Annotated in this window: 17 protein-coding genes; 4 read left to right on the forward strand and 13 right to left on the reverse strand. The window is 66.2% G+C overall.

What is annotated here, in order from left to right; translation table 11 throughout:
• Position 1 precedes the first annotated feature (1 nt).
• The 9 genes from VWN43_RS06855 to VWN43_RS06895 form a co-directional block, all read right to left on the reverse strand.
• The gene (locus VWN43_RS06855) at positions 2–1,063 is read right to left on the reverse strand and encodes a FemAB family XrtA/PEP-CTERM system-associated protein (protein ID WP_320180127.1); all 1,062 of its coding nucleotides are present in this window, start codon (positions 1,061–1,063) and stop codon (positions 2–4) included.
• Positions 1,060–1,929: an XrtA system polysaccharide deacetylase gene (locus VWN43_RS06860; RefSeq protein WP_320180126.1), complete on the reverse strand. Its 870-nt coding sequence runs from the start codon at positions 1,927–1,929 to the stop codon at positions 1,060–1,062. The genes VWN43_RS06855 and VWN43_RS06860 overlap by 4 nt, the downstream gene beginning before the upstream one ends.
• Before the next feature lie 16 nt (positions 1,930–1,945).
• Positions 1,946–3,163: an XrtA/PEP-CTERM system-associated ATPase gene (locus tag VWN43_RS06865; protein WP_320180125.1), complete on the reverse strand. Its 1,218-nt coding sequence runs from the start codon at positions 3,161–3,163 to the stop codon at positions 1,946–1,948.
• Between the two features lie 13 nt (positions 3,164–3,176).
• Positions 3,177–4,847 (reverse strand): porin family protein, encoded by a 1,671-nt coding sequence (locus VWN43_RS06870; protein ID WP_320180124.1) that lies wholly within the window; start codon positions 4,845–4,847, stop codon positions 3,177–3,179.
• Between the two features lie 4 nt (positions 4,848–4,851).
• The gene (locus tag VWN43_RS06875; protein WP_320180123.1) at positions 4,852–5,892 is read right to left on the reverse strand and encodes a P-loop NTPase family protein; all 1,041 of its coding nucleotides are present in this window, start codon (positions 5,890–5,892) and stop codon (positions 4,852–4,854) included.
• 15 nt (positions 5,893–5,907) lie between these two features.
• Positions 5,908–7,425 (reverse strand): XrtA system polysaccharide chain length determinant, encoded by a 1,518-nt coding sequence (locus VWN43_RS06880; RefSeq protein WP_320180122.1) that lies wholly within the window; start codon positions 7,423–7,425, stop codon positions 5,908–5,910.
• Between the two features lie 14 nt (positions 7,426–7,439).
• Positions 7,440–8,084, reverse strand: a complete 645-nt coding sequence (locus tag VWN43_RS06885; RefSeq protein ID WP_253515461.1) for an XrtA/PEP-CTERM system exopolysaccharide export protein — start codon at positions 8,082–8,084, stop codon at positions 7,440–7,442.
• A 162-nt stretch (positions 8,085–8,246) separates the two neighbouring features.
• Complete coding sequence (locus VWN43_RS06890) at positions 8,247–9,473, reverse strand: pyridoxal-dependent decarboxylase, exosortase A system-associated (protein ID WP_320180121.1); 1,227 nt, start codon at positions 9,471–9,473, stop codon at positions 8,247–8,249.
• Positions 9,470–10,984 carry an acyl-CoA ligase (AMP-forming), exosortase A system-associated gene (locus VWN43_RS06895; protein ID WP_320180120.1) on the reverse strand — a complete coding sequence of 505 codons (1,515 nt, stop codon included), beginning with the start codon at positions 10,982–10,984 and terminating at the stop codon, positions 9,470–9,472. Before VWN43_RS06895 ends, VWN43_RS06890 begins: the two co-directional genes overlap by 4 nt.
• A 26-nt stretch (positions 10,985–11,010) precedes the next feature.
• Here VWN43_RS06895 and VWN43_RS06900 point away from each other — a divergent pair, with 26 nt between their 5' ends.
• The 4 genes from VWN43_RS06900 to VWN43_RS06915 are packed head-to-tail and all read left to right on the forward strand — an operon-like array spanning position 11,011 to position 13,799.
• Positions 11,011–11,988 carry a GNAT family N-acetyltransferase gene (locus VWN43_RS06900; RefSeq protein WP_320180119.1) on the forward strand — a complete coding sequence of 326 codons (978 nt, stop codon included), beginning with the start codon at positions 11,011–11,013 and terminating at the stop codon, positions 11,986–11,988.
• Positions 11,989–12,034: 46 nt separating this feature from the next.
• Positions 12,035–12,337, forward strand: a complete 303-nt coding sequence (locus VWN43_RS06905) for a phosphopantetheine-binding protein (RefSeq protein ID WP_320180118.1) — start codon at positions 12,035–12,037, stop codon at positions 12,335–12,337.
• A gap of 47 nt (positions 12,338–12,384) precedes the next feature.
• Positions 12,385–13,026, forward strand: a complete 642-nt coding sequence (locus VWN43_RS06910; RefSeq protein ID WP_320180117.1) for an alpha/beta hydrolase family protein — start codon at positions 12,385–12,387, stop codon at positions 13,024–13,026.
• Positions 13,023–13,799 (forward strand): hydrolase 1, exosortase A system-associated, encoded by a 777-nt coding sequence (locus VWN43_RS06915; RefSeq protein ID WP_320180116.1) that lies wholly within the window; start codon positions 13,023–13,025, stop codon positions 13,797–13,799. The genes VWN43_RS06910 and VWN43_RS06915 overlap by 4 nt, the downstream gene beginning before the upstream one ends.
• Here VWN43_RS06915 and VWN43_RS06920 read toward each other — a convergent pair.
• The 4 genes from VWN43_RS06920 to ilvD are packed head-to-tail and all read right to left on the reverse strand — an operon-like array spanning position 13,796 to position 18,609.
• Positions 13,796–14,992: a class I SAM-dependent RNA methyltransferase gene (locus VWN43_RS06920; protein WP_320180115.1), complete on the reverse strand. Its 1,197-nt coding sequence runs from the start codon at positions 14,990–14,992 to the stop codon at positions 13,796–13,798. The two genes, VWN43_RS06915 and VWN43_RS06920, sit on opposite strands and share 4 nt — an antisense overlap.
• Positions 14,989–16,374, reverse strand: a complete 1,386-nt coding sequence (locus VWN43_RS06925; protein ID WP_320180114.1) for an NAD(P)H-hydrate dehydratase — start codon at positions 16,372–16,374, stop codon at positions 14,989–14,991. Before VWN43_RS06925 ends, VWN43_RS06920 begins: the two co-directional genes overlap by 4 nt.
• Positions 16,367–16,723 carry a hypothetical protein gene (locus VWN43_RS06930; protein WP_320180113.1) on the reverse strand — a complete coding sequence of 119 codons (357 nt, stop codon included), beginning with the start codon at positions 16,721–16,723 and terminating at the stop codon, positions 16,367–16,369. Before VWN43_RS06930 ends, VWN43_RS06925 begins: the two co-directional genes overlap by 8 nt.
• A gap of 38 nt (positions 16,724–16,761) precedes the next feature.
• The gene (ilvD, locus tag VWN43_RS06935) at positions 16,762–18,609 is read right to left on the reverse strand and encodes a dihydroxy-acid dehydratase (RefSeq protein WP_320180112.1); all 1,848 of its coding nucleotides are present in this window, start codon (positions 18,607–18,609) and stop codon (positions 16,762–16,764) included.
• Positions 18,610–18,781 lie beyond the last annotated feature (172 nt).

Raw genomic sequence — 18,781 nt, forward strand, 5'->3', positions numbered from 1 at the left:
GTCAGCCGAGCCCCCGCGCAATCCACGGCCCGACGCGCGTCGCGACCGAGAGTGGCAGCTTCTTCCACAGCGCGATGCTCGACGAATAGCCCTGGTCGCTCGGGTCGATATTGCGCGCGGTCCTGCCCTGCGCGGTCCATGTCCAATAGGTTAGCGGTTCGGGTTCGAACCCCTGCCATTTCTTGAACTTGTACGGCCCGCTGCCGATTTTCGAGCGGCCATAGTCATAGTGCGTGCATCCGCGTGCGCGGCCATGATCCATCAGCTCGAAATAGCACCGTTCGTTGGCCTTGAGCGCGCGTGCGGCGAACCCGCCCCCGCCCCAGAAGGGCATGACCGCGCCATCATGATAGAGCGACAGCACGCTCGAAACGGCTTGCCCGTTGTGTAGCGCGGTGATGATCTCGGCATCCTCGCCGAAATGATTGAGCACGGCTGCGAACAGCTGCCGCGGAAATACCGGTGTACCGAGATTGTGCACACTGGCAGCATAGCAGGGGTAGAAAGCCGCAAGATCGTCGGCGCTGCGTCCGGTGACGATTTCCAGCGGTGACTGCAGGCATTTGCGGATCTCGGCGCGGGCCTTGCGCGGGATGGCGAGCAACTCGGCTTCGCGGTCAGCGGCCAGCGGACGCGAGAAATTTGCGTGCTTGCCGGTAATCGCCTGCCAACCTTCGGGCGCGCTGCCGCCGCGGATCTCGACCGAGCTTACCGCGTGGCGCTGCGCCAGCTCTTCGGCCGCACGGCACAGCAGCAGCGAAGTGGTCTCGTTATCGGCCAGCGGGCCGCCTCCGACGCCGAAGGCGCTGGACACGAGGGCGGAAGCGAACAGCGGCGAGCGTACCTCGGTCAGCGGCAGCCAGCCTTCGAGCACACCTGCGCGTTCGGCGACGAGGCCAAGCGCGCGCTGGCCCGTCCCCTGCTCGATCGCAAGCAGCCAGGCCGGGCGGTGAAAGGGCGTCGCGCCGTGCTCCGCGACGAACGCCTCGATCCGTGCGGCTTCGGCCGGGTCGTGCAGGTCGGCCTGGCGGATCGCAACGCTATGGGAGAGCGGCGGGTTCATGCTGCCCAATCGAGGCTACGCGGCTTTTCTTGCGCGGCCAGCGCATCCATCCGGCCCCAAACGAAATCGCCGAGCAATCCGGTGAGCTTGTCCGCCATCTTGGATAGGTTGGTGTAATGCCGCAGCCGCGAACGCAGCGGTGCCCCCGCGACCCGCGGTTGGTTTGGATCGACTTCCCACGGGTGGAAATAGAACACCGCGGGCCGGCCATCGCGGTTCACCTGCCTGATCGCCCAGCGGCTGAACGCATAGGGCAGCACACGAAAGAACCCGCCCCCGCCCGCAGCCAGCCGCCTCCCGCGCAGCAGCGCGGTCGTTACGGGGATTTCGATCAGGTCGCTGCCCGCAACCGGGTTGAACGCAAAGCGCGGTGCTTCGCGCCAGCCGTAATGATCGTGAACCACCGGCGCGACAGAAGAGGAATAGGCATAGCCGTGCTCGGCCAGCACTTCATGCGCCCACGAGTTGCGCGCATCGATCGAGAAGCTGGGCGCACGATAGCCGGTGACTGCCGCACCCCCAACATCCTCGAGGATGGCGCGCGCCTTGACGAGATCGGCGGCGAATTCCTCGCGCGTGAAGGTGAACACGCGGATGTGGTCATAGCCGTGGCTGGCCAGCTCGTGCCCGCGCTCGACGATGGCGCGCATGGCCGGCTTATTACGCTCGGCCACCCAGCCCAGCGTGAAGAAGGTCGCCTTGACCCCCGCGGCATCGAACAGGTCGAGAATGCGCGCGACATTGTCGCCCACACGCAATTCGAGCCCGTCCCAGTCCTCGCGCGCAATGGTGTTCTCGAACGCGCCCACCTGGAACCAGTCCTCGACATCGACCGAGAGGCCGTTGACGATCGTCCTATCGCTCAACGCGCTCTCCCCGATGTTACGCGGCAGCGCGCGAACCCTGCGATTCGAAATAGTCGATCATCATGGTCAGCACGTGGCGCAGCGAACGCTCCTGCTCGTCGAGGCGCGCCTCGATCGACGCGAGCCGCTGGTCGACATCCGCGGGCAGATCGTCTGTCGCGCGCTCCTGGCTCAGCTTCTCGACCTCGCGGCGCAGCGCAGACATATGCTTGTCGCGCTCGGCAAAGGCCGCCTCGATGGCTTCGATCTGGTGGTCGAGCAGGCCCTTGTCGGGCGCCCCGCCAGCTTCGGCGGGGGCCGCAACGGGCGCCGCAGGGAATTCGTTGGAAGCCTGCCGTGCCTCGTCCTTCGCGCGCGCAATCGCATCTGCCGCGGGACCTTCGCGATCGGGGCGGGGCTTGGCTGACGCCTCGGCCGGAGCCGCGTCGCCGGTCATTTCCTCGACGACCGCTTCGAGCATGTCGACCTCGAGCACCGATTGCTCCTCGACTGCGCCAAGTAGCAGCAGGCGGGTCATCACCTGGTTGACCTTGCGCGGGATACCGCCGGTAGCCTTGTGCAGCTTGACCCAGATGCCGCCATCGATTTCCGGATTCTCGTTCCAGCCGACGCGCGACAGGCGGTGCATGACATAGGGTTCGATCTCGCCCGGCTGCATCGGTTCGAGATGATGCGCAGCGATCACGCGCTGGCGCAGCTGTTCGAGTTCGTCCGAGTGCGCGAGCAATTGCTTGAATTCGGGCTGGCCCAGCAGCAGCGTTTGCAGCAGCGGATGCGACCCGAGTTGGAAGTTCGACAACATCCGCAGTTCTTCGAGCGCGCCGATCGACAGGTTCTGCGCTTCGTCGACGATCAGCAGGGTGCGGCGTCCGTTGCGCGCTTCCTCGTGCAGGAACAGCTCGATCGCCGCGAGATCGGCGGCCTTGTCGCCGCCGGTGACGTCGAGCCCGAAGCTGCGCGCGGCGACGTGGATCATTTCCTCGCCGTCGAGCGCGCTGGTGACCACCTCACCCACGGTCATGCGATCATCGTCGAGCTTCTGCTTGAGATGCGCGACCAGCGTCGACTTGCCCGCACCGACTTCGCCGGTGATCACCACGAAGCCTTCGCCCTGGTTGAGGCCATAGCCGAGATAGCTCAGCGCCTTCTTGTGCGTGACGCTCTCGTAATAGAACGCCGGATCGGGCGTGAGCTGGAACGGCCGCTCGCTGAATCCATAATATTCTTCGTACATCGAACCGATCCTATCAGAAATCGTAGCGCAGGCCGAGCAGGGCCGATGCGGTCGTGAAATTGTCGGGCGCGATATCGCTGTCGAGCATCGAGATGGCGACCGCGGCGCGTGCCGAAAGGTTGCGGACAACCTCTTCCGAATAGCTCGCCGAACTGCCGAGTACACGAACATCGCCGGATCCGGCAGTCCCGCTGTCGAACCAGTTGGCGTAGCTGTTGAGCGAGAAGCTGCCACGCTGTCCGACCGGGCCCGAGACCCCCGCAGCGACGTAGTAGCTTTCATCGACGATCCCGTCGGCCAGTTCCAGCACCGTGCCCGGTGCGCCGATGAACTTGCGCCGGTCGTATCCTGCCCCGATCGCAGCGGTCATCCGGCCGATCTGGCGGCTGTAGCTGGCGACGACCCCGCGTCCGCGGAAGACCGAGGAGCGCACCGAGCCAAGCAGGCCGTCGAGACAGCCGCTGCCGTCGAGCGTGCTGACACAGCCGGTCAGCTCACCCGTGACCGGGTCGCGCGTGACGGTGAAATCGGTGGGCAAGGCGGCCAGCGCATTGTTGAGCCGCCCGCCGAAGCCCTGGATCCCGTCATAGACGCCGATCGAAAGGTTGCTCCGACTGCTCGGACGCCAGCTGAAATTGCCGTAAAAGGTCTCGCTATCGTAGCGGCGGCCGAAATGCGCTTCGAGCTGGGTACGGCTGCTGGGCGTCCAGACTACGCCGACATCCCAGATCAGCCCGCTCGCCTCATAGGCGATGATGCGCGGGCTGGCGGTGTCGGTCACATAACGGCCGTTATCGCCGATGACCGGGTTGCCATCCGCGTCGCGCACCGCGTCGCGGCTCGACACTTCGACATCCTCGACCCCTGCCCCGGCGACGAAGGCCAGCGTGGGAGTGATCGGCACGGTTACATCGCCGCGGACATAGGCGTCGCGGACGCGTTGATCGAGATTGGAGACGTCTTCCTGATAATATCCGGCGCCGACACCGATGCCGACCGGCAGCGGGTCGCCCGGGCGCGTCCCGGCACGCACGGTAGCGCTATGCGTGACGCTTTCGTCGAACAGGTCGGCCTGCGTTCCCGACTGGGTGAGGAAATCGGGGCCGTCGACGCGTGTATACCCGATACGGTAATTCGCGCTCACATCGACAGCGCCCATGCGGGTTTGCAGATTGGGCCCGGCATAGGCCGAATAGGTCTGGGTGGAGAGATTGTCGTCGACCAGCGGATTGATCACCGAACGGCCCTGCGCATCGACCCGCGTGCTGCTTGCCAGCCCGCCCGCCTCGAAGGTCAGGACCCGCGGGATGATCGTCGCATAGCCGCGCGCGAGGCCGGTGATCGTGTCCGAATCCGACCCCTCCGACTGATGCGCGAAATTGCGTTCGTAGCGCAGCGACACGCTGCCGCCATTGTTGCGCCCCGCGATCGAGGCGTCGACGCCGGCCGCTAGCTGCGTATAGGTGACCACGTCGCTGCCTGGCGAGATTTGCCAGCTGGCGAGCGAATTGGCTTCGATATAGGGATCGATGCTGGTGCGGCCGCGGTCGGAGGAGAACCCCTCGCCGCTGGATTCGCCGGCATCGGCGCCTTGGTAGGATTGCGCCTGCAGCGGCGCGCCATGCAGAAGCGCCAGGGCCGCAGCCGTCGTGGCGAGATGACGGAATTTCGCACGATAGCTCATGTGCTTACTCCCCATATCCGTAATAGCTGCCGAACTTGCGACCGCTCGGACTGAACGTCGCATCGTTGAGCAGCAGCTTGATGTCGGGACAGGCTGACAGCAAATCCACCGCGTCTTCCAACGCAGCGCGTCCGCTCATATCCGCGCGCGCCACGAGCAGCGCCTGGCCGGCATGCTTGGCCAGATCAGCTGCGGGCGTTGCCGCGAGTGCGGGCGGGCTGTCGAACACGATGATCCGGTTGCGTGCGCCGAGCGTCAGATTGTCGAGCACCTTCCAGGTCCGCTCGCTGGCGAGATATTCGCTGTCGCGCCCCGTCCGCTGGCCCGCGGGGAGCACCCACAGGCCCGGAATATCGGTGCCGACCACGACGTCCTCGACCTTCGCGGTGGGATCGGCGAGCACATCCATGAAGCCCTTGCCGTGTTCGAGACCGAGTTTGGCCATGATTGAGGGCTTGCCGAAATCGGCATCGACCAGCACGACTTCCATATCGCGTTCACCTGCCAGCGCGATCGCCAGATTGAGCGCGCAGAAGGTCTTGCCCTCGTTCGAATGCGGCGAACAGACAAGTACGCGGCGCGCCTGGGGGCCCGGCTTGGCCTTGGCGGTCGCGAGGACCTGCCGCTTCACGATGCGAAATTCCTCGAGCAGCATCGACGCGCCGCCATCGGGATCGATCAGCCCCTGTTCGCGCAGAAGCGAGCGGACGACATGCTGCTTGGGCCCGGTCAGCGTGACCACCGGCTTGTCCGGCTCCGACGGTGCCGCAGGCAGCACAGGTGGCACAGGCGTGGCCGCCCCAGCGGGCTGCGGCTGGGCGAAGCGGTCGGATGCGCGGCGCCGGGGCATTTCGGGCGGCGTCGAGGGCTCCGACTTGCGCTTGGGCGCAAACTTCTTGGCCTTCTCGTCTTCGAGCTTGTCGGGCACCGCCGCCGGGGCAAGCCGGTCGAGGCCGAAGGCGCCGCTGGCACGTTCGAGCAGCGAAGTGCGCCGGGGCTTCGCATCGCCCGATTTGGGCGGTTCGATATTGGTGGGCTTGTTCACTGACACATTCCCCCCTCAGGCGACCGAGCCGACTTGGACCATTTCGACGACCAGCAGGAGGAAGCAGACCGCTCCCAACGCTCCGACGCCCGCGACGAACTGTTTGAGCCGCAACTTCTCGTGCTTGCGCGCGGCCGTGGTCATCGAACGCGAGATGGTCCCGATGACCGGCAGGTCGAGCGTGCGCTCGAGCTTGTCGGCTGTAGTAAAGCTGGATTTGAGCTGGCCCATCACGAAGGCCACCCCGGCGCCCGCGCCAAGACCGACGATGAGCACCCCGAGAAGCAGGAGCGGCCGATTGGGTGCTGCCGGATTACGCGGCGCGGTCGGCGGGTCGATGACTTCGAACTGGAAGGCGCTGCGCTCGGTTTCGACCTGTCCGCGCAGGCGCATTTCCTCGCGATCGTTGAGCAAGTCGTCATATTTGTCCTTGAGGACTTCGTAATCGCGGCTGATGCGGTTGGCCTCTGCGGCCACGGCGGGCTCGTCGGCCTGCGCGGCGATTAGGCCGGAGATGTCCGATTGCAACGCTGCCTTGCGCGCCTGGAGCGCCTGCACATTGGCTTGCCGCTCGGCGCGGATCGAGGTGAGCGAGGTATAGGCCGGATTGGGCGTGCCGCTGGACCCGGCGGGTTCATTCGCCGCCTGTTCGCGCAGCGCATCGATCTGGCGCCGCTGCGACTGGATATCGGGGTGGCTGTCGGTCAGGCCGCGTGAGCGCATCGCGGCAAGCTGCGACTGCGCCGCCATCAGCGCGCCGCGTGCCCCGCCGCTTTCGGCGGTCATGATGCTGCGCGGTGTGCTGGCGAGCTGGCCGTTGATCGCTGCCAAGGCGCTCTGCGCGGCGGCGATATCGGCGTCGATTCCGCGCATTTCGGTGCGCATGGTCTGGAGGCGTCCGGTTACCGTGCCGGTGCCACCGATCAGATCGGGATGCTTCGCCTCGAAAATCAGGCGGCGCTGTTCGGCGGCTTCGAGTTCGCGTTTGCGGTCTTCCAGCTGCTCATCGAGAAAGGCGATGGTATCGGCAACGTCGCCGCGATTGCCGGCAATGTTGGATTCGCGGAAAATATCGATCAGGCTCTGGACGACGTCCTTGGCCAGTACCGCGTTTTCCGCGTCGCTGAGGTTTGACTTGCCAACCGTGGCGGTGATCTCGAACAGATTGTCCTGCTCGCTCTCGACCACGATATTCTCGGTCAGGCTGGCTACCGCGCTCTGCATCTCGTTGTCGGTGGCAATTTTCTCGCCAAGCTTGGTCGTGCGCACCACGCGTTCGAGATTGACCACGCTGACCAGCGTCTGGCGGACCTTGGTGATTGCCTGCTTGCCGTCGCCGGAAATTTCGAGCTGTTCGGACAGGACATCCTCGAGCTCGACGTAGATCCGTGCCCGGCTTTCATAGCTGTTGGGGATGAAGGCAACCGCAAGCCAGCCGAGGATGCAGACCCCCCAGGCCACGGCGAGCGCAAGCCAGCGGCGGTTCCACACCGTATGCAGCGCGCTGCGAAGTTCGTCGAAGACTTCCTGCATGCCCCCGCAGCCCTCTAGAAAGTGCTCTCGGGGATGATGATCACATCGCCCGGCTGGAGGAGGACATTGGCCTTGCTGTCGCCGCGCTTGAGCAGATCGGTCAGGCGCAAGGCGTATTCGCGCTGGCGGCCCAGTTGCTTGTCGAAGCGGATCAGCTTGGCGCGGTTGCCCGCAGCAAATTCGGACAGGCCGCCCACCGCGATCATCGCGTCGAGCACCGTCATGTTCGCGCGGTAAGGCAGCGAAGCCGGCTGCGCCGTCGCACCGACGATGCGGACCTGCTGGCTGAAGGTACCGGCAAACTCATTGACGATCACCGAGACCAGCGGGTCCTCGATATACTGGCTGAGCTGGAGGCGGATATCCTCTTCCAGCATCGAGGGCGTCTTGCCCACCGCCGGCATATCCTTGACCAGCGGAATGGTGATGCGGCCATCGGGGCGCACCTGGATATTCTCTGCGCCCAGTTCGGGATTGCGCCAGACATGGATCGTCAGCTCGTCGAGCGGGCCGATGACATATTCCTCGCCCGGACCTTCCTGCATCGCGACGAAGGTCGCCGGGGGCAGTTCCGTGCCACCGCCGCCCGCGCACCCGCCAAGCACCAGCGTGCTGGCGGCGCATCCGGCGACGAGAGAGGCAATACGGGTGAAGCGCATAGGTCGGTTTCCTGGTTGTGTCAGGGGATGCGCGGGCCGCATGCTGCGCCCGATACCCCCGTGTTTGGGCGAACTATTGCCCGAAAAAGGTGAACAGACGGTTAGCCATGGCGGCTGGCACCCGCAGAAATCGAAGGATTCGCGGGATTTAGCAGATCGGGTTCAGACTAGCATTTCGGCGGCAGGCCCCTGTCCCAAAAAGGCACTGGGCGAAGCGCTGGCGCCATAGGCCCCGGCGCAGAACACCGCCACCAGATCGCCGACCTCGGCGCGCGGGAGGTGGGCCTTGTCGGCCAGCCTGTCGAGCGGGGTACACAGGCACCCGACGACATTGGCCTCCTCGGCGGGCTCGGCGGCAAAGCGGCTGGCGATGGCGACGGGGTAATTGCGCCGCACCACCGTCCCGAAATTGCCCGAGGCGGCGAGCTGGTGGTGCAATCCGCCATCGGTGACGAGATAGGTTTCGCCGTAGCTTTCCTTGCGATCGACGATCCGCGTCAGGTAAACGCCCGCCTCGCCCACGAGGTAGCGGCCGAGCTCGATGAACAGTTCGGCGTCGGCAAGCGTCTCGGGCAGGTCGCGGAAGCGTTCTTCCAGCGCGGCTCCGACAGCCGCAATATCCAGCGGCTCGTCGCCCGGGAAATAGGGAATGCCGAAACCGCCGCCCATATTGAGCTTGGGCAGTGTGACCCCGGCGTCGACCGCGATGCGATGCGCGCAGTCGAGCACCTTGGCCTGCATGTCGATCACCGCTTCGGCCGACAGCGCCTGGCTGCCGGTGAAGATATGCAGGCCGCGAAAGTCGCATCCCGCGGCGACGATCTGCCGGACCAGCGCGGGGACCCGCGCGGCATCGATCCCGAAGGGCTTGGGCCCGCCGCCCATCTTCATCCCCGATCCCTTGAGCTCGAAATCGGGATTGACGCGGACCGCGAGACGCGGCGTTACGCCAAGCCGTTCGGCGATGGCCAGCGCGCGGCCCGCTTCGGCCTCGCTTTCGAGATTGAGCGTGACGCCCGCGGCGATCGCGGCTTCGAGTTCCAAGTCGCGCTTGCCCGGCCCGGCGAAACTCACCCTGCCCAGGTCGAACCCGGTCGCCCGAACCATTTCAAGCTCGCCGCCCGACGCGATATCGAGCCCGTCGGCCAGCGTTGAAACAAAGGAAAGAAGCGGGTCGAAGCTGTTGGCCTTTATCGCATAATTGATCTTCAGACGGTCGGGCATGGCGGCGCGCAGCATCTCGAAACGCTGCGCAATGCGGTCACGCGAATAGACGAACAACGGGGTCCGTCCGGCCTGTTCCACCCAATGGCTTACCGGCTTGCCGGCGATGGCCAGCTCGCCGCCGATCGCCGCATAGCTGGCGGGTATGGGGCCCAGCGGCTTCATGCGCCCAGCTCCGCCGCAATCGCGGTCCGGTCGAGCTTGCCATTGGGATTGAGCGGCAGCGTATCGCGCCAGTGGATCGCATGCGGCTGCATGAAATTGGGTAGCTCCTTCTGCAGCGCCTTGGGCAGCGCGGTCTCGGGGTCTGTGGCCTCCGCCGCGGGACGTACGACGAGATGGATCGCATGGCCGAGCCGCTCGTCCGGAACCCCCAGCGCAACCGCTTCGGCGACCAGGCCGGTGGCGAGCGCCGCGCTTTCGACTTCCTGCGGGCTGATCCTATTGCCCGCGCTCTTGATCATCGCATCGCGCCGCCCGACGAAATAGAGCAGGCCATCCTCGTCGCGCCGGACGCGGTCGCCCGACCACACCGCGGTCCCGCCATATGCGGACATTGCGGGCGCCGGGCGGAAGCGCTCCGCCGTGCGTTCAGCGTCCTGCCAATAGCCTTGCGCCACCAGCGGCCCGCAATGGACCAGTTCGCCCTCCTCGCCCGGTTCGGCGAGCGTTCCGTCATCGGCGATGACGAGGATCTCGGCGAAGAGAATGGCGCGGCCCATCGACGTGGGATGATGATCGACACACTCGGGATCGAGAAAGGTCGAACGAAAGGCCTCGGTCAGGCCGTACATGGGAAACAGGCGTGTTTGCGGGAACATAGCGCGCAAATCGCGCACGAGTTCGACGGTCAGCGCGCCGCCCGAATTGGTCAGTCGGCGCATGCTTGCAATGGCGTCGCCCGGCCATTCGACCTCCGTCAGCTGGACCCATAGCGGGGGAACCGCTGCCAGCGTCGTGACGCCGTGCCTGGCGCAGGCCTTGGCGACATCGCGCGGGAAGAGATAATCAAGCGGGACCACGCAGCCCCCCGCATACCAGGTCGACAGCAGCTGGCTCTGGCCATAGTCGAAGCTGAGCGGCAGCACCGCGAGCGTGACATCGTCGCTGGCGAGCCCGAGATAATCCGCCACACTGACGGCACCCAGCCACATATTGGCGTGGCTGAGCATCACCCCCTTGGGCTTGCCGGTCGAGCCGCTGGTATAGAGGATTGCCGTCAGATCGTCGGGATCGTGTGTCGACGCAGCCAGTGACGCGCCCTCTGCCTCGGCCGCCGCAAAGACGTCGTTCTCGTCCACGACATCGCATGACGGCGGCACATCGCCGCCGCCCAGCGACGCCAGGCGCGCCTTGGTCCCCATCAGCAGGACCGCGCCGCTATCGCCGAGGATATGCGCGACCTGTGCCCGCTTGAGCAGCGGGTTGATCGGGACATGGACCAGCCCCGCGCGCGCTGCGGCCAGCGGCAGCAGGCAGGTCAGCTCGCCCTTCGCCGCCCAGCTGGCAACGCGGGCGCCCTTTCCTGCCCGGCCTGCCAGCCATCCGGCGAGCAGCGCCACACGGTTTCTCAACTCCTCGAAGCTAAGCGTGCGATCGCGCAGCACCAGCGCAGGCGCCTGTGCATCCCCGCGCTCGGCCAGTTGATCGAGCGGATAGGGCGTGGGATCAGGCATTAACGCTCCGAGGCGAGGGAATTCCGGTGGGCATCGCGGTCAGCTATCACGACACGGTTACCAAACTGCAAGGGCTGGATGAGCCCGGTGCGGGTCCTTTCGACAGGCTCGCGTGGTTTGCGTTGCTGGAGACGGGTGACGCCCATCCGCTGATCGCGGTCGCCGAACGCAATGGCGAGCAGCTGGCCCTGCCGCTGCAGCACCAGCCTGCCGGGCTTGCCAGCCTGGCAAATTGGTTTTCCTTCACCTGGCGGCCGCTGGGGCACAACGCCGACTTGCTCACCGCGCTTGCCCGCGACCTGCGCCGCAAGACGCACCGGATCGATATGGCACCCCTACCCGCGGAGGACGGCAGCACCGCCGCTCTCGAACGGGCCTTTCGCGAGGCCGGCTGGTGGGTCTGGCGCGCGCAATGCGACGAGAACCACGTGCTCCCTGTCGCAGGGCGCAGTTTCGCCGACTACTGGACGCAGCGCCCCGGCAAGATGCGCACCACGCTCAAGCGCAAGGCGAAGAAGGTCGACGTGGATATCCTCGACCGTTTCGATGAGACCGCCTGGCGCGACTATCAGTCTGTCTATGCCGAAAGCTGGAAGCCCGCGGAAGAACGCGCCGACATCCTGGAGCAATTTGCCCGGGCTGAGGGCGCGGCCGGTCGCCTCCGGCTAGGTATCGCGCGCGCCGATGGAGTCCCCATGGCAGCGCAGTTCTGGACGGTCGAGAACGGCACCGCCTATATTCACAAGCTGGCGCATATCGAAGCGGCCAAGCCGCTCTCTGCCGGGACCACCCTCAGCGCCGCGCTGTTCGAGCATGTCATCGACACCGATCGCGTCGAGATGGTCGATTTCGGCACCGGCACCGACGCCTATAAACGCGACTGGATGGAGGCCAACCGCCCGCGCTATCGCCTGACCTGTCTCGACTGGCGCCAGCCACGCGCCTGGCCGGCCGCGGCCAAGGCCTGGGTGCGCCACCTTGCACCGCACAATCGCCCCAGCTAAGGGCATCGCCTTTATGCACAGGCCAAACGCAGGGGAAGCCGCAGGAATGACCGCCGAGACCGCACATGCCGCGCCGACCGGGCCGAGCCGCAGCGAGATCGATCAGACGCTGCGCGGGATTCTGCGCGACGTCCTCGGACTGGACCAGGCACAGGTCGACGGTTTCGACAATGACACCGGCCTGTTCGGTCATCTCCCCGAACTCGATTCAATGGCTGTCGCGGGCCTGTTCACCGAAATGGAAGACCGGCTCGATATCGTTATCGACGATGAAGACGTCGATGGCGAAATGCTCGAAAGCTACGGCGGCCTGCTCGTCTTTGCCGAAGCCAAGGCCATCGGGGTCTGACCTCGACCATGTATGCCACATGGCCTTGTCCGCTGCCGAATGGCCGCATGGGCGAGGAAATGGTACTCGGCTTCGATGCCGCGCGGGCGCAGCGCCTGCTGGTGATCCCGCCGCTCTTCGATGAAGCCAACAAGTTCCGACATCAAATATTTGAAATCATGCGCAGGATCGATTCTCGCGAGGTGGATTGCTTCCTCCCCGACCTGCCCGGCTGCAATGAGAGCACGGCCGATCTTACGCAGCAGACGTTGGGCCAATGGCGCGCCGCCGTGGCGGCAGCAGCGACGCATTTTCGCGCGACGCACGTCCTCGCGATCCGCTCCGGCGGGTGGCTGGTGCCCGGCGATATTCCGGGATGGCTCTATGCCCCGGTCAAACCCCGCCAAGTCCTGCGCAGCCTGCTGCGCGCGCGGATTATCGCGGCGCGCGAAGCGGGGCGTGACGAGACCTCCGACGGGCTGCTCGAGACCGCGCGGACCGAAGGCATCGAACTGGCCGGATGGCCGCTCGGCGCACAGCTTGTCCGCGAGCTCGAAGCGGAGGAAGCGACGCCCACCGGCGCGCAAATCGTCATCGAACATTCCGATGTCGGGGGCCAACCGCTGTGGCTGCGCGCCGAGAATGACGATGACCCCGAGCAAGCCGATGCGCTCGCAGCGATCGTCGCGATTGGCATCCACGGCCTGTGACTCGCCTCCACCTCACCTTCGAATGCCAGGGCGTGCGCTGCGCCGCGACGCTCGACAGCGCACCGGGAACGACCGGGCTGCTCATGGTCAGCGGCGGCAACGAGATCCGCGCGGGCGCCTTCAACGGCCAGGCACGGCTGGCGGCGACGATCGCCGCGGCGGGCTTTCCCGTGTTCCGCTTCGACCGACGCGGGATCGGCGACAGTGAGGGCGACAATCGGGATTTCCGCAAGTCGAGCAAGGATATAGCGGCCGCTCTTCTCGCGTTTCGGGCAATTGCGCCGCAGGTCCAGCGGGTGACCGGGTTCGGCAATTGCGATGCCGCATCGGCGCTGATGCTGGCGAGCGGCGCCGAATGCGATGCGCTGGTGCTGAGCAACCCGTGGACCATGGAAGACGGCGAGGACGACATTCCGCCCCCTGCCGCAGTCCGTTCGCGCTATGCCGAAAAACTCAAGAATCCACGGGAACTTGCACGGCTTGTTTCAGGCCGGGTCGACCTCGGCAAGCTCGCCAAAGGGATGGTCCGGGCGGCACGGCCCCGCAGCAAGTCCTCCTCGCTTGCAGACAAGATGCGGACCGGGCTTGCCGGGTTTACAGGACCGGTGAAATTTCTGCTCGCGGATGGTGACCGGACCGCGCAGGTCTTTGCCGAACGCTGGGACGCCGACGATACGCGGATCGCGCGCTGCCCCGGCGCCGACCATGCCTATTCGAGCGTGGAAGCGCGCGCCTGGCTGCGCAGCCGCATCCTCGAGACGTTGCGCCGCTAGCGGGTGAAGTAGCTCGTCACTTCGACATGCGTCGACCAGCGGAACTGGCCGACGGGACGCAGCGTTTCGAGCCGGAACCCGGCCTCGGCCAGCAATTTGGCATCGCGCGCCCAGCTTGCCGGATTGCAGCTGACATAGACCACCCGCGAGGCGGTGCTCGCGGCGATCTGCGCCACCTGCTCGCGTGCGCCTGCGCGCGGTGGATCGAGCAGGACCGCGCCGAACCGGCTCACCTCGTCGCTTTGCAGCGGGTTGCGGAACAGGTCGCGGTGCAGCGTCAGCACCGGGAGCCCGCGCATATTGGCCGCGGTCTTGCACGCAAGATGCGGCTCGCGCGCCGCCTCGACCGCGAGGACCTTGCGCGGACCGGCCAGCGCGAAGGCGAAGGTGCCGAGGCCGGAAAAGAGGTCCGCAATCGTCTCCGCCCCGGCAAGATACTCGCGTGCATCCTCGATCAGCACGGCCTCGCCATCGGGGGTTGGCTGGAGGAAGCTGCCCTGCGGAAACGGGACGGGGACCGCACCCAGCGAAACCGTCAGCGGTTCGGGTTCCCACAGCGTCTCGGGCCCGAAGCCACTATCGAGCGAGAGCCGCGCGAGCGCGTGGTCACGCGCGAAATCGAGCAGCGCCTCGGTCGCGGCCAGTCCCTCGGCTGCAATGCCCTTGAGCAGGCAATCGATACCCTGGTCCGCCAGCGTCAGCTCGATATCGACCGGCTGGCGCCCGCCATGCGCGGCGATCAGCGCCCTGAGCGGAGCGACGAGCGCGAAGAGTTCGGGCGTCAGGATATGGCATTCCCGCATATCGACGATGCGGTGCGAGCCGCCCTCGCGAAAGCCCAGCACCGCACTGCGCCCCGTGCGCAAGCCGTGAAGTGTCGCCCGGCGGCGCGACCGGGGCGGCGACAGATGCGTTTCGAGCAGCGTTTCCGGCGCGATGCCCTGCCCCTCGGCGGCATGGACCACGCGGTCGGTGACGAACTGGCGCAGCGCCTCCTCGTCGGCATGCTGCAGTTGGCAGCCGCCGCAGGTCGGGAAATGTCGGCACGGCGGGGCGACATGATGCGGCCCCGGCGTCAGCGTGCCATCGGGCGCGACATGGTCGCCGGGGACGCCGCCCGCGACATGACGGCCCGAGGCGGTGATGCCGTCGCCGCGCGCGGCAATGCGCTGGATGATCTCGATTTCGCTCACAGGAACGACGCCATGGCCGGTTTGACCGCATGGGCAAGGCCACCGGCCGAAAAAGCGGGTGATGCGATCCGCGCCGCCTCCTGGTGGAGCCATACGCCTTCGGCGCAGGCGCGCTGCGGGTCGCCATGCACCGCAAGCCGTGATGCGACGATCCCGGCAAGGACATCGCCCGTGCCGGCTACCGAAAGCCAGCTCGACCCGCGCGGGAAGAAGTGCGTCATGACGTCACTTGCGAGGATCGTGTCGGGGCCCTTGGCAAGAACGGTCATGCCGGTGACGTCACGAAGGCGTCGCGTGCGTGCAAGCTTGCCGTCAGCACTCACGCCGAAAGCGTCGCAGAGCTTGGCGAGTTCGCCCTCATGCGGGGTGAGGCAAACCGTCGTGACGTCGGCTCCCTCGAGCATATCCGGGCCGAGCAAGTGCAGCGCATCGGCATCGAGTACGACAGGCAGCCGCTGTTTGAGGGCCTTGGCGAGGCGCCCCCGAGCATCATCATTGCGCCCCAATCCCGGACCGACCAGCAAGGCCGAAATCCGCTCATCGGCAAGGTTTCCTGCGAAATTGCCCTGTTCGATCACCAGTTCCGCCGGCGCGTCGGGGTGCGAATGCTCGCTGAGCAGTTTCACATAGCCCGCTCCGGCGCGCATCGCCGCTTCGGCGGCCAGCAGTGGTGCGCCGGGCATCGCGCCCGCCACGATCGCGAGCAGTCCGCGGCGGTATTTATGCGCATCGGGCGAAGGTACCGCCAGATGCGGCCGCGACGAGAAACCGGTCGAGACCGGTCCGAGGTCGAGTCCGATCGGAACCAGCCTCCGCGTGCCCATCGCGGCCATCGCGGGCATCAGTCCATGGGCCTGCTTCCATGCCCCCAGCGCCAGCGTCATATCGTACTGCGGCAGCGGTCCGAGCACTTCGCCACTGTCGCTGGAAACTGCGCTCGGCACATCGATTGCTATTCTATAACAGTCTCTTGTGCCGACTTGTTCGAGTAAAGCGGCAAATACACCCTCGACCTGCCGCGTTAGACCGTATCCGAACAGGCAATCGACTACGACCGGATGGCGCGGCGCTGCCTCCGCGGAGACGGTACCGCCGAACTGCGTCCGCGCCTTGCGCGCGGTATCGGTGGCAGGCTCGACCGGTGCAATCACCTGCACCGTGGTCCCGTTTCGCAAGAGGGTTTCGGCGATCACATAGCCGTCACCGCCATTGTTGCCCGGGCCGCACAGCACGGTCACCGGTCGTCCCGCGGCGACCCGCGTGACCCATTGCGCCGCGCCCTCGCCCGCGCGCTGCATCAATTCCCATTCGCTGGTCCCCGCAGCCATCGCCGCGCGTTCGGCGGCGCGCATCTGCGCGACGGTGAGGATCGGCTCATTCATCGCCTGGTGCCTCCCAGCGGTAGCGGTCGTCGCCAATGGAGAGGACGATCTCATCGCCTACCCGCTGGCTCTCGGCGCGCTGCGCGCCGTCGAATTCGACCAGCCCCGCCGGGGTATCGGCGCTGGCTAACTTGCGGAAGCCGCCATCGGGATGGTGCATGACGAAATAGGGTTCGACGCCCCTGTCCATTTCGACAAGGCGGCACTCGCTCGCATAATCGCTCGCCCCGCGCAGGGCGCAGGCGACGGGCGTGCCACCCTCGGTATCGATAGGGGGTGAAAGATCGCAGGCGCCGAGCGCCATCAGCGCCAGCACCGGCACAGGGAGGAAGCGCCGTAAAATTGCCATGCCCCGCCGCTGCCATGCGCGAGGGCGCGGAGCAAGCCTCAGCCGCGCTTGATCTGCGAAACGTCGCGGATCGCGCCGCGCGCAGCAGAGGTGGTCATCGCGGCATAGGCTTCGAGCGCGGGCGAGACGCGGCGCTCGCGCGGCTTGGCCGGTGCCCAGCCCCTGGCCTCCATCGCGGCGCGGCGCTCGGCCAGCACTTCGTCTGCCACCGCGAGGTTGATCGAGCGCTCGGGAATGGAAATCTCGATCCTGTCGCCGGTTTCGACCAGGCCGATGGCGCCGCCTTCGGCCGCCTCGGGCGAGACATGGCCGATCGACAGGCCCGACGTGCCCCCCGAGAAACGCCCGTCGGTCAGCAAGGCGCAGGCCGCGCCCAGCCCCTTCGATTTGAGATAGCTGGTCGGATAGAGCATTTCCTGCATGCCCGGCCCGCCGCGCGGTCCTTCGTAGCGGATCACCACCACGTCGCCTTCGACCACCTGCCCGGTGAGGATCGCGGTCACCGCATCGTCCTGGCTTTCGAAAACCTTCGCCGGACCCGAGAAGTCGAGGATGCTTTCATCGACGCCCGCGGTCTTCACGATGCAGCCGTCGCGCGCGATATTGCCGTAAAGCACCGCGAGCCCGCCATCCTTGCTGAACGCATACTCGGCGCTGCGGATCACCCCGTTTTCGCGGTCGAGATCGAGTTCGTCCCACCGGCGCGCCTGGCTGAAGGCGGTCTGCGTCGGCACCCCGCCCGGCGCGGCAGCAAAGAATTCGCGCACCTTGTTGTTATGCGTGCGGCCGATATCCCAATCGTCCAGCGCATCGCCCATCGTCGGACTGTGCACCGTGGGGAGCGCGGTGTGCAGCAGCCCTGCTTTCTCGAGCTCGCCGAGGATCGACATGATCCCGCCCGCGCGGTGAACGTCCTCCATATGGACATCGCTCTTCGCGGGCGCGACCTTGGACAGGCAGGGCACCCGCCGGCTCAGCCGGTCGATATCCTTCATGGTGAAATCCACCCCCGCTTCATGCGCGGCGGCGAGCAAGTGGAGCACCGTGTTGGTCGATCCGCCCATCGCGATATCGAGGCTCATCGCATTCTCGAACGCCTCGAACCCGGCGATCGTGCGCGGCAGGACGCTTTCGTCATCCTCTTCGTAATAGCGCTTGGCCAGCGTCACCACGAGCCGCCCGGCGCGTTCGAACAAGCCCTTGCGGTCGGCATGCGTCGCCAGCGTCGAGCCATTGCCGGGCAGCGAAAGCCCGAGCGCCTCGGTCAGGCAATTCATCGAATTAGCGGTGAACATGCCGCTGCATGATCCGCAGGTCGGGCAGGCATTCTGTTCGATCGCGGTGACTTCCTCGTCGGTGTAGCTTTCGTCGGCGGCGGCGACCATCGCATCGACGAGGTCGAGCGCGACTTCCTTGCCCTTGAGCACGACCTTGCCCGCTTCCATCGGGCCGCCCGAAACGAACACGCTGGGAATGTTGAGCCGCATCGAGGCCATCAGCATGCCCGGCGTGATCTTGTCGCAGTTCGAGATGCAGACCATCGCATCGGCGCAATGCGCGTTGACCATATATTCGACGCTGTCGGCGATTAGGTCGCGGCTGGGCAGCGAATAGAGCATGCCGTCATGCCCCATGGCGATACCGTCATCGACCGCGATGGTGTTGAATTCCTTGGCCACGCCGCCCGCCGCCTCGATCTCGCGCGCGACCAGTTGGCCAAGGTCCTTGAGGTGGACGTGCCCCGGCACGAACTGCGTGAAGCTGTTCACGACCGCGATGATCGGCTTGCCGAAGTCGCCATCCTTCATGCCCGTGGCGCGCCACAATCCGCGCGCGCCGGCCATGTTGCGGCCGTGAGTGGTGGTGCGGGAACGATAGGCGGGCATGATATTGGTCCGGTCGGCTTCGGGGAGGATGGCAGACTAGAGGATCGGGAGTGCGGGTCGAAGCGGAAAATCTTTACGCGAAGCTAGATGCGGGATTTGCGCGCTGTGGCGCGGAGGAACCCTCGGGCCCGCAGCCGCCGCGTCGCCCCTGCGCAGGCAGGGGCCCAGATGC

This window comes from Qipengyuania sp. HL-TH1 (genome assembly GCF_036365825.1).
Taxonomy (GTDB): Bacteria; Pseudomonadota; Alphaproteobacteria; order Sphingomonadales; family Sphingomonadaceae; genus Qipengyuania; species Qipengyuania profunda.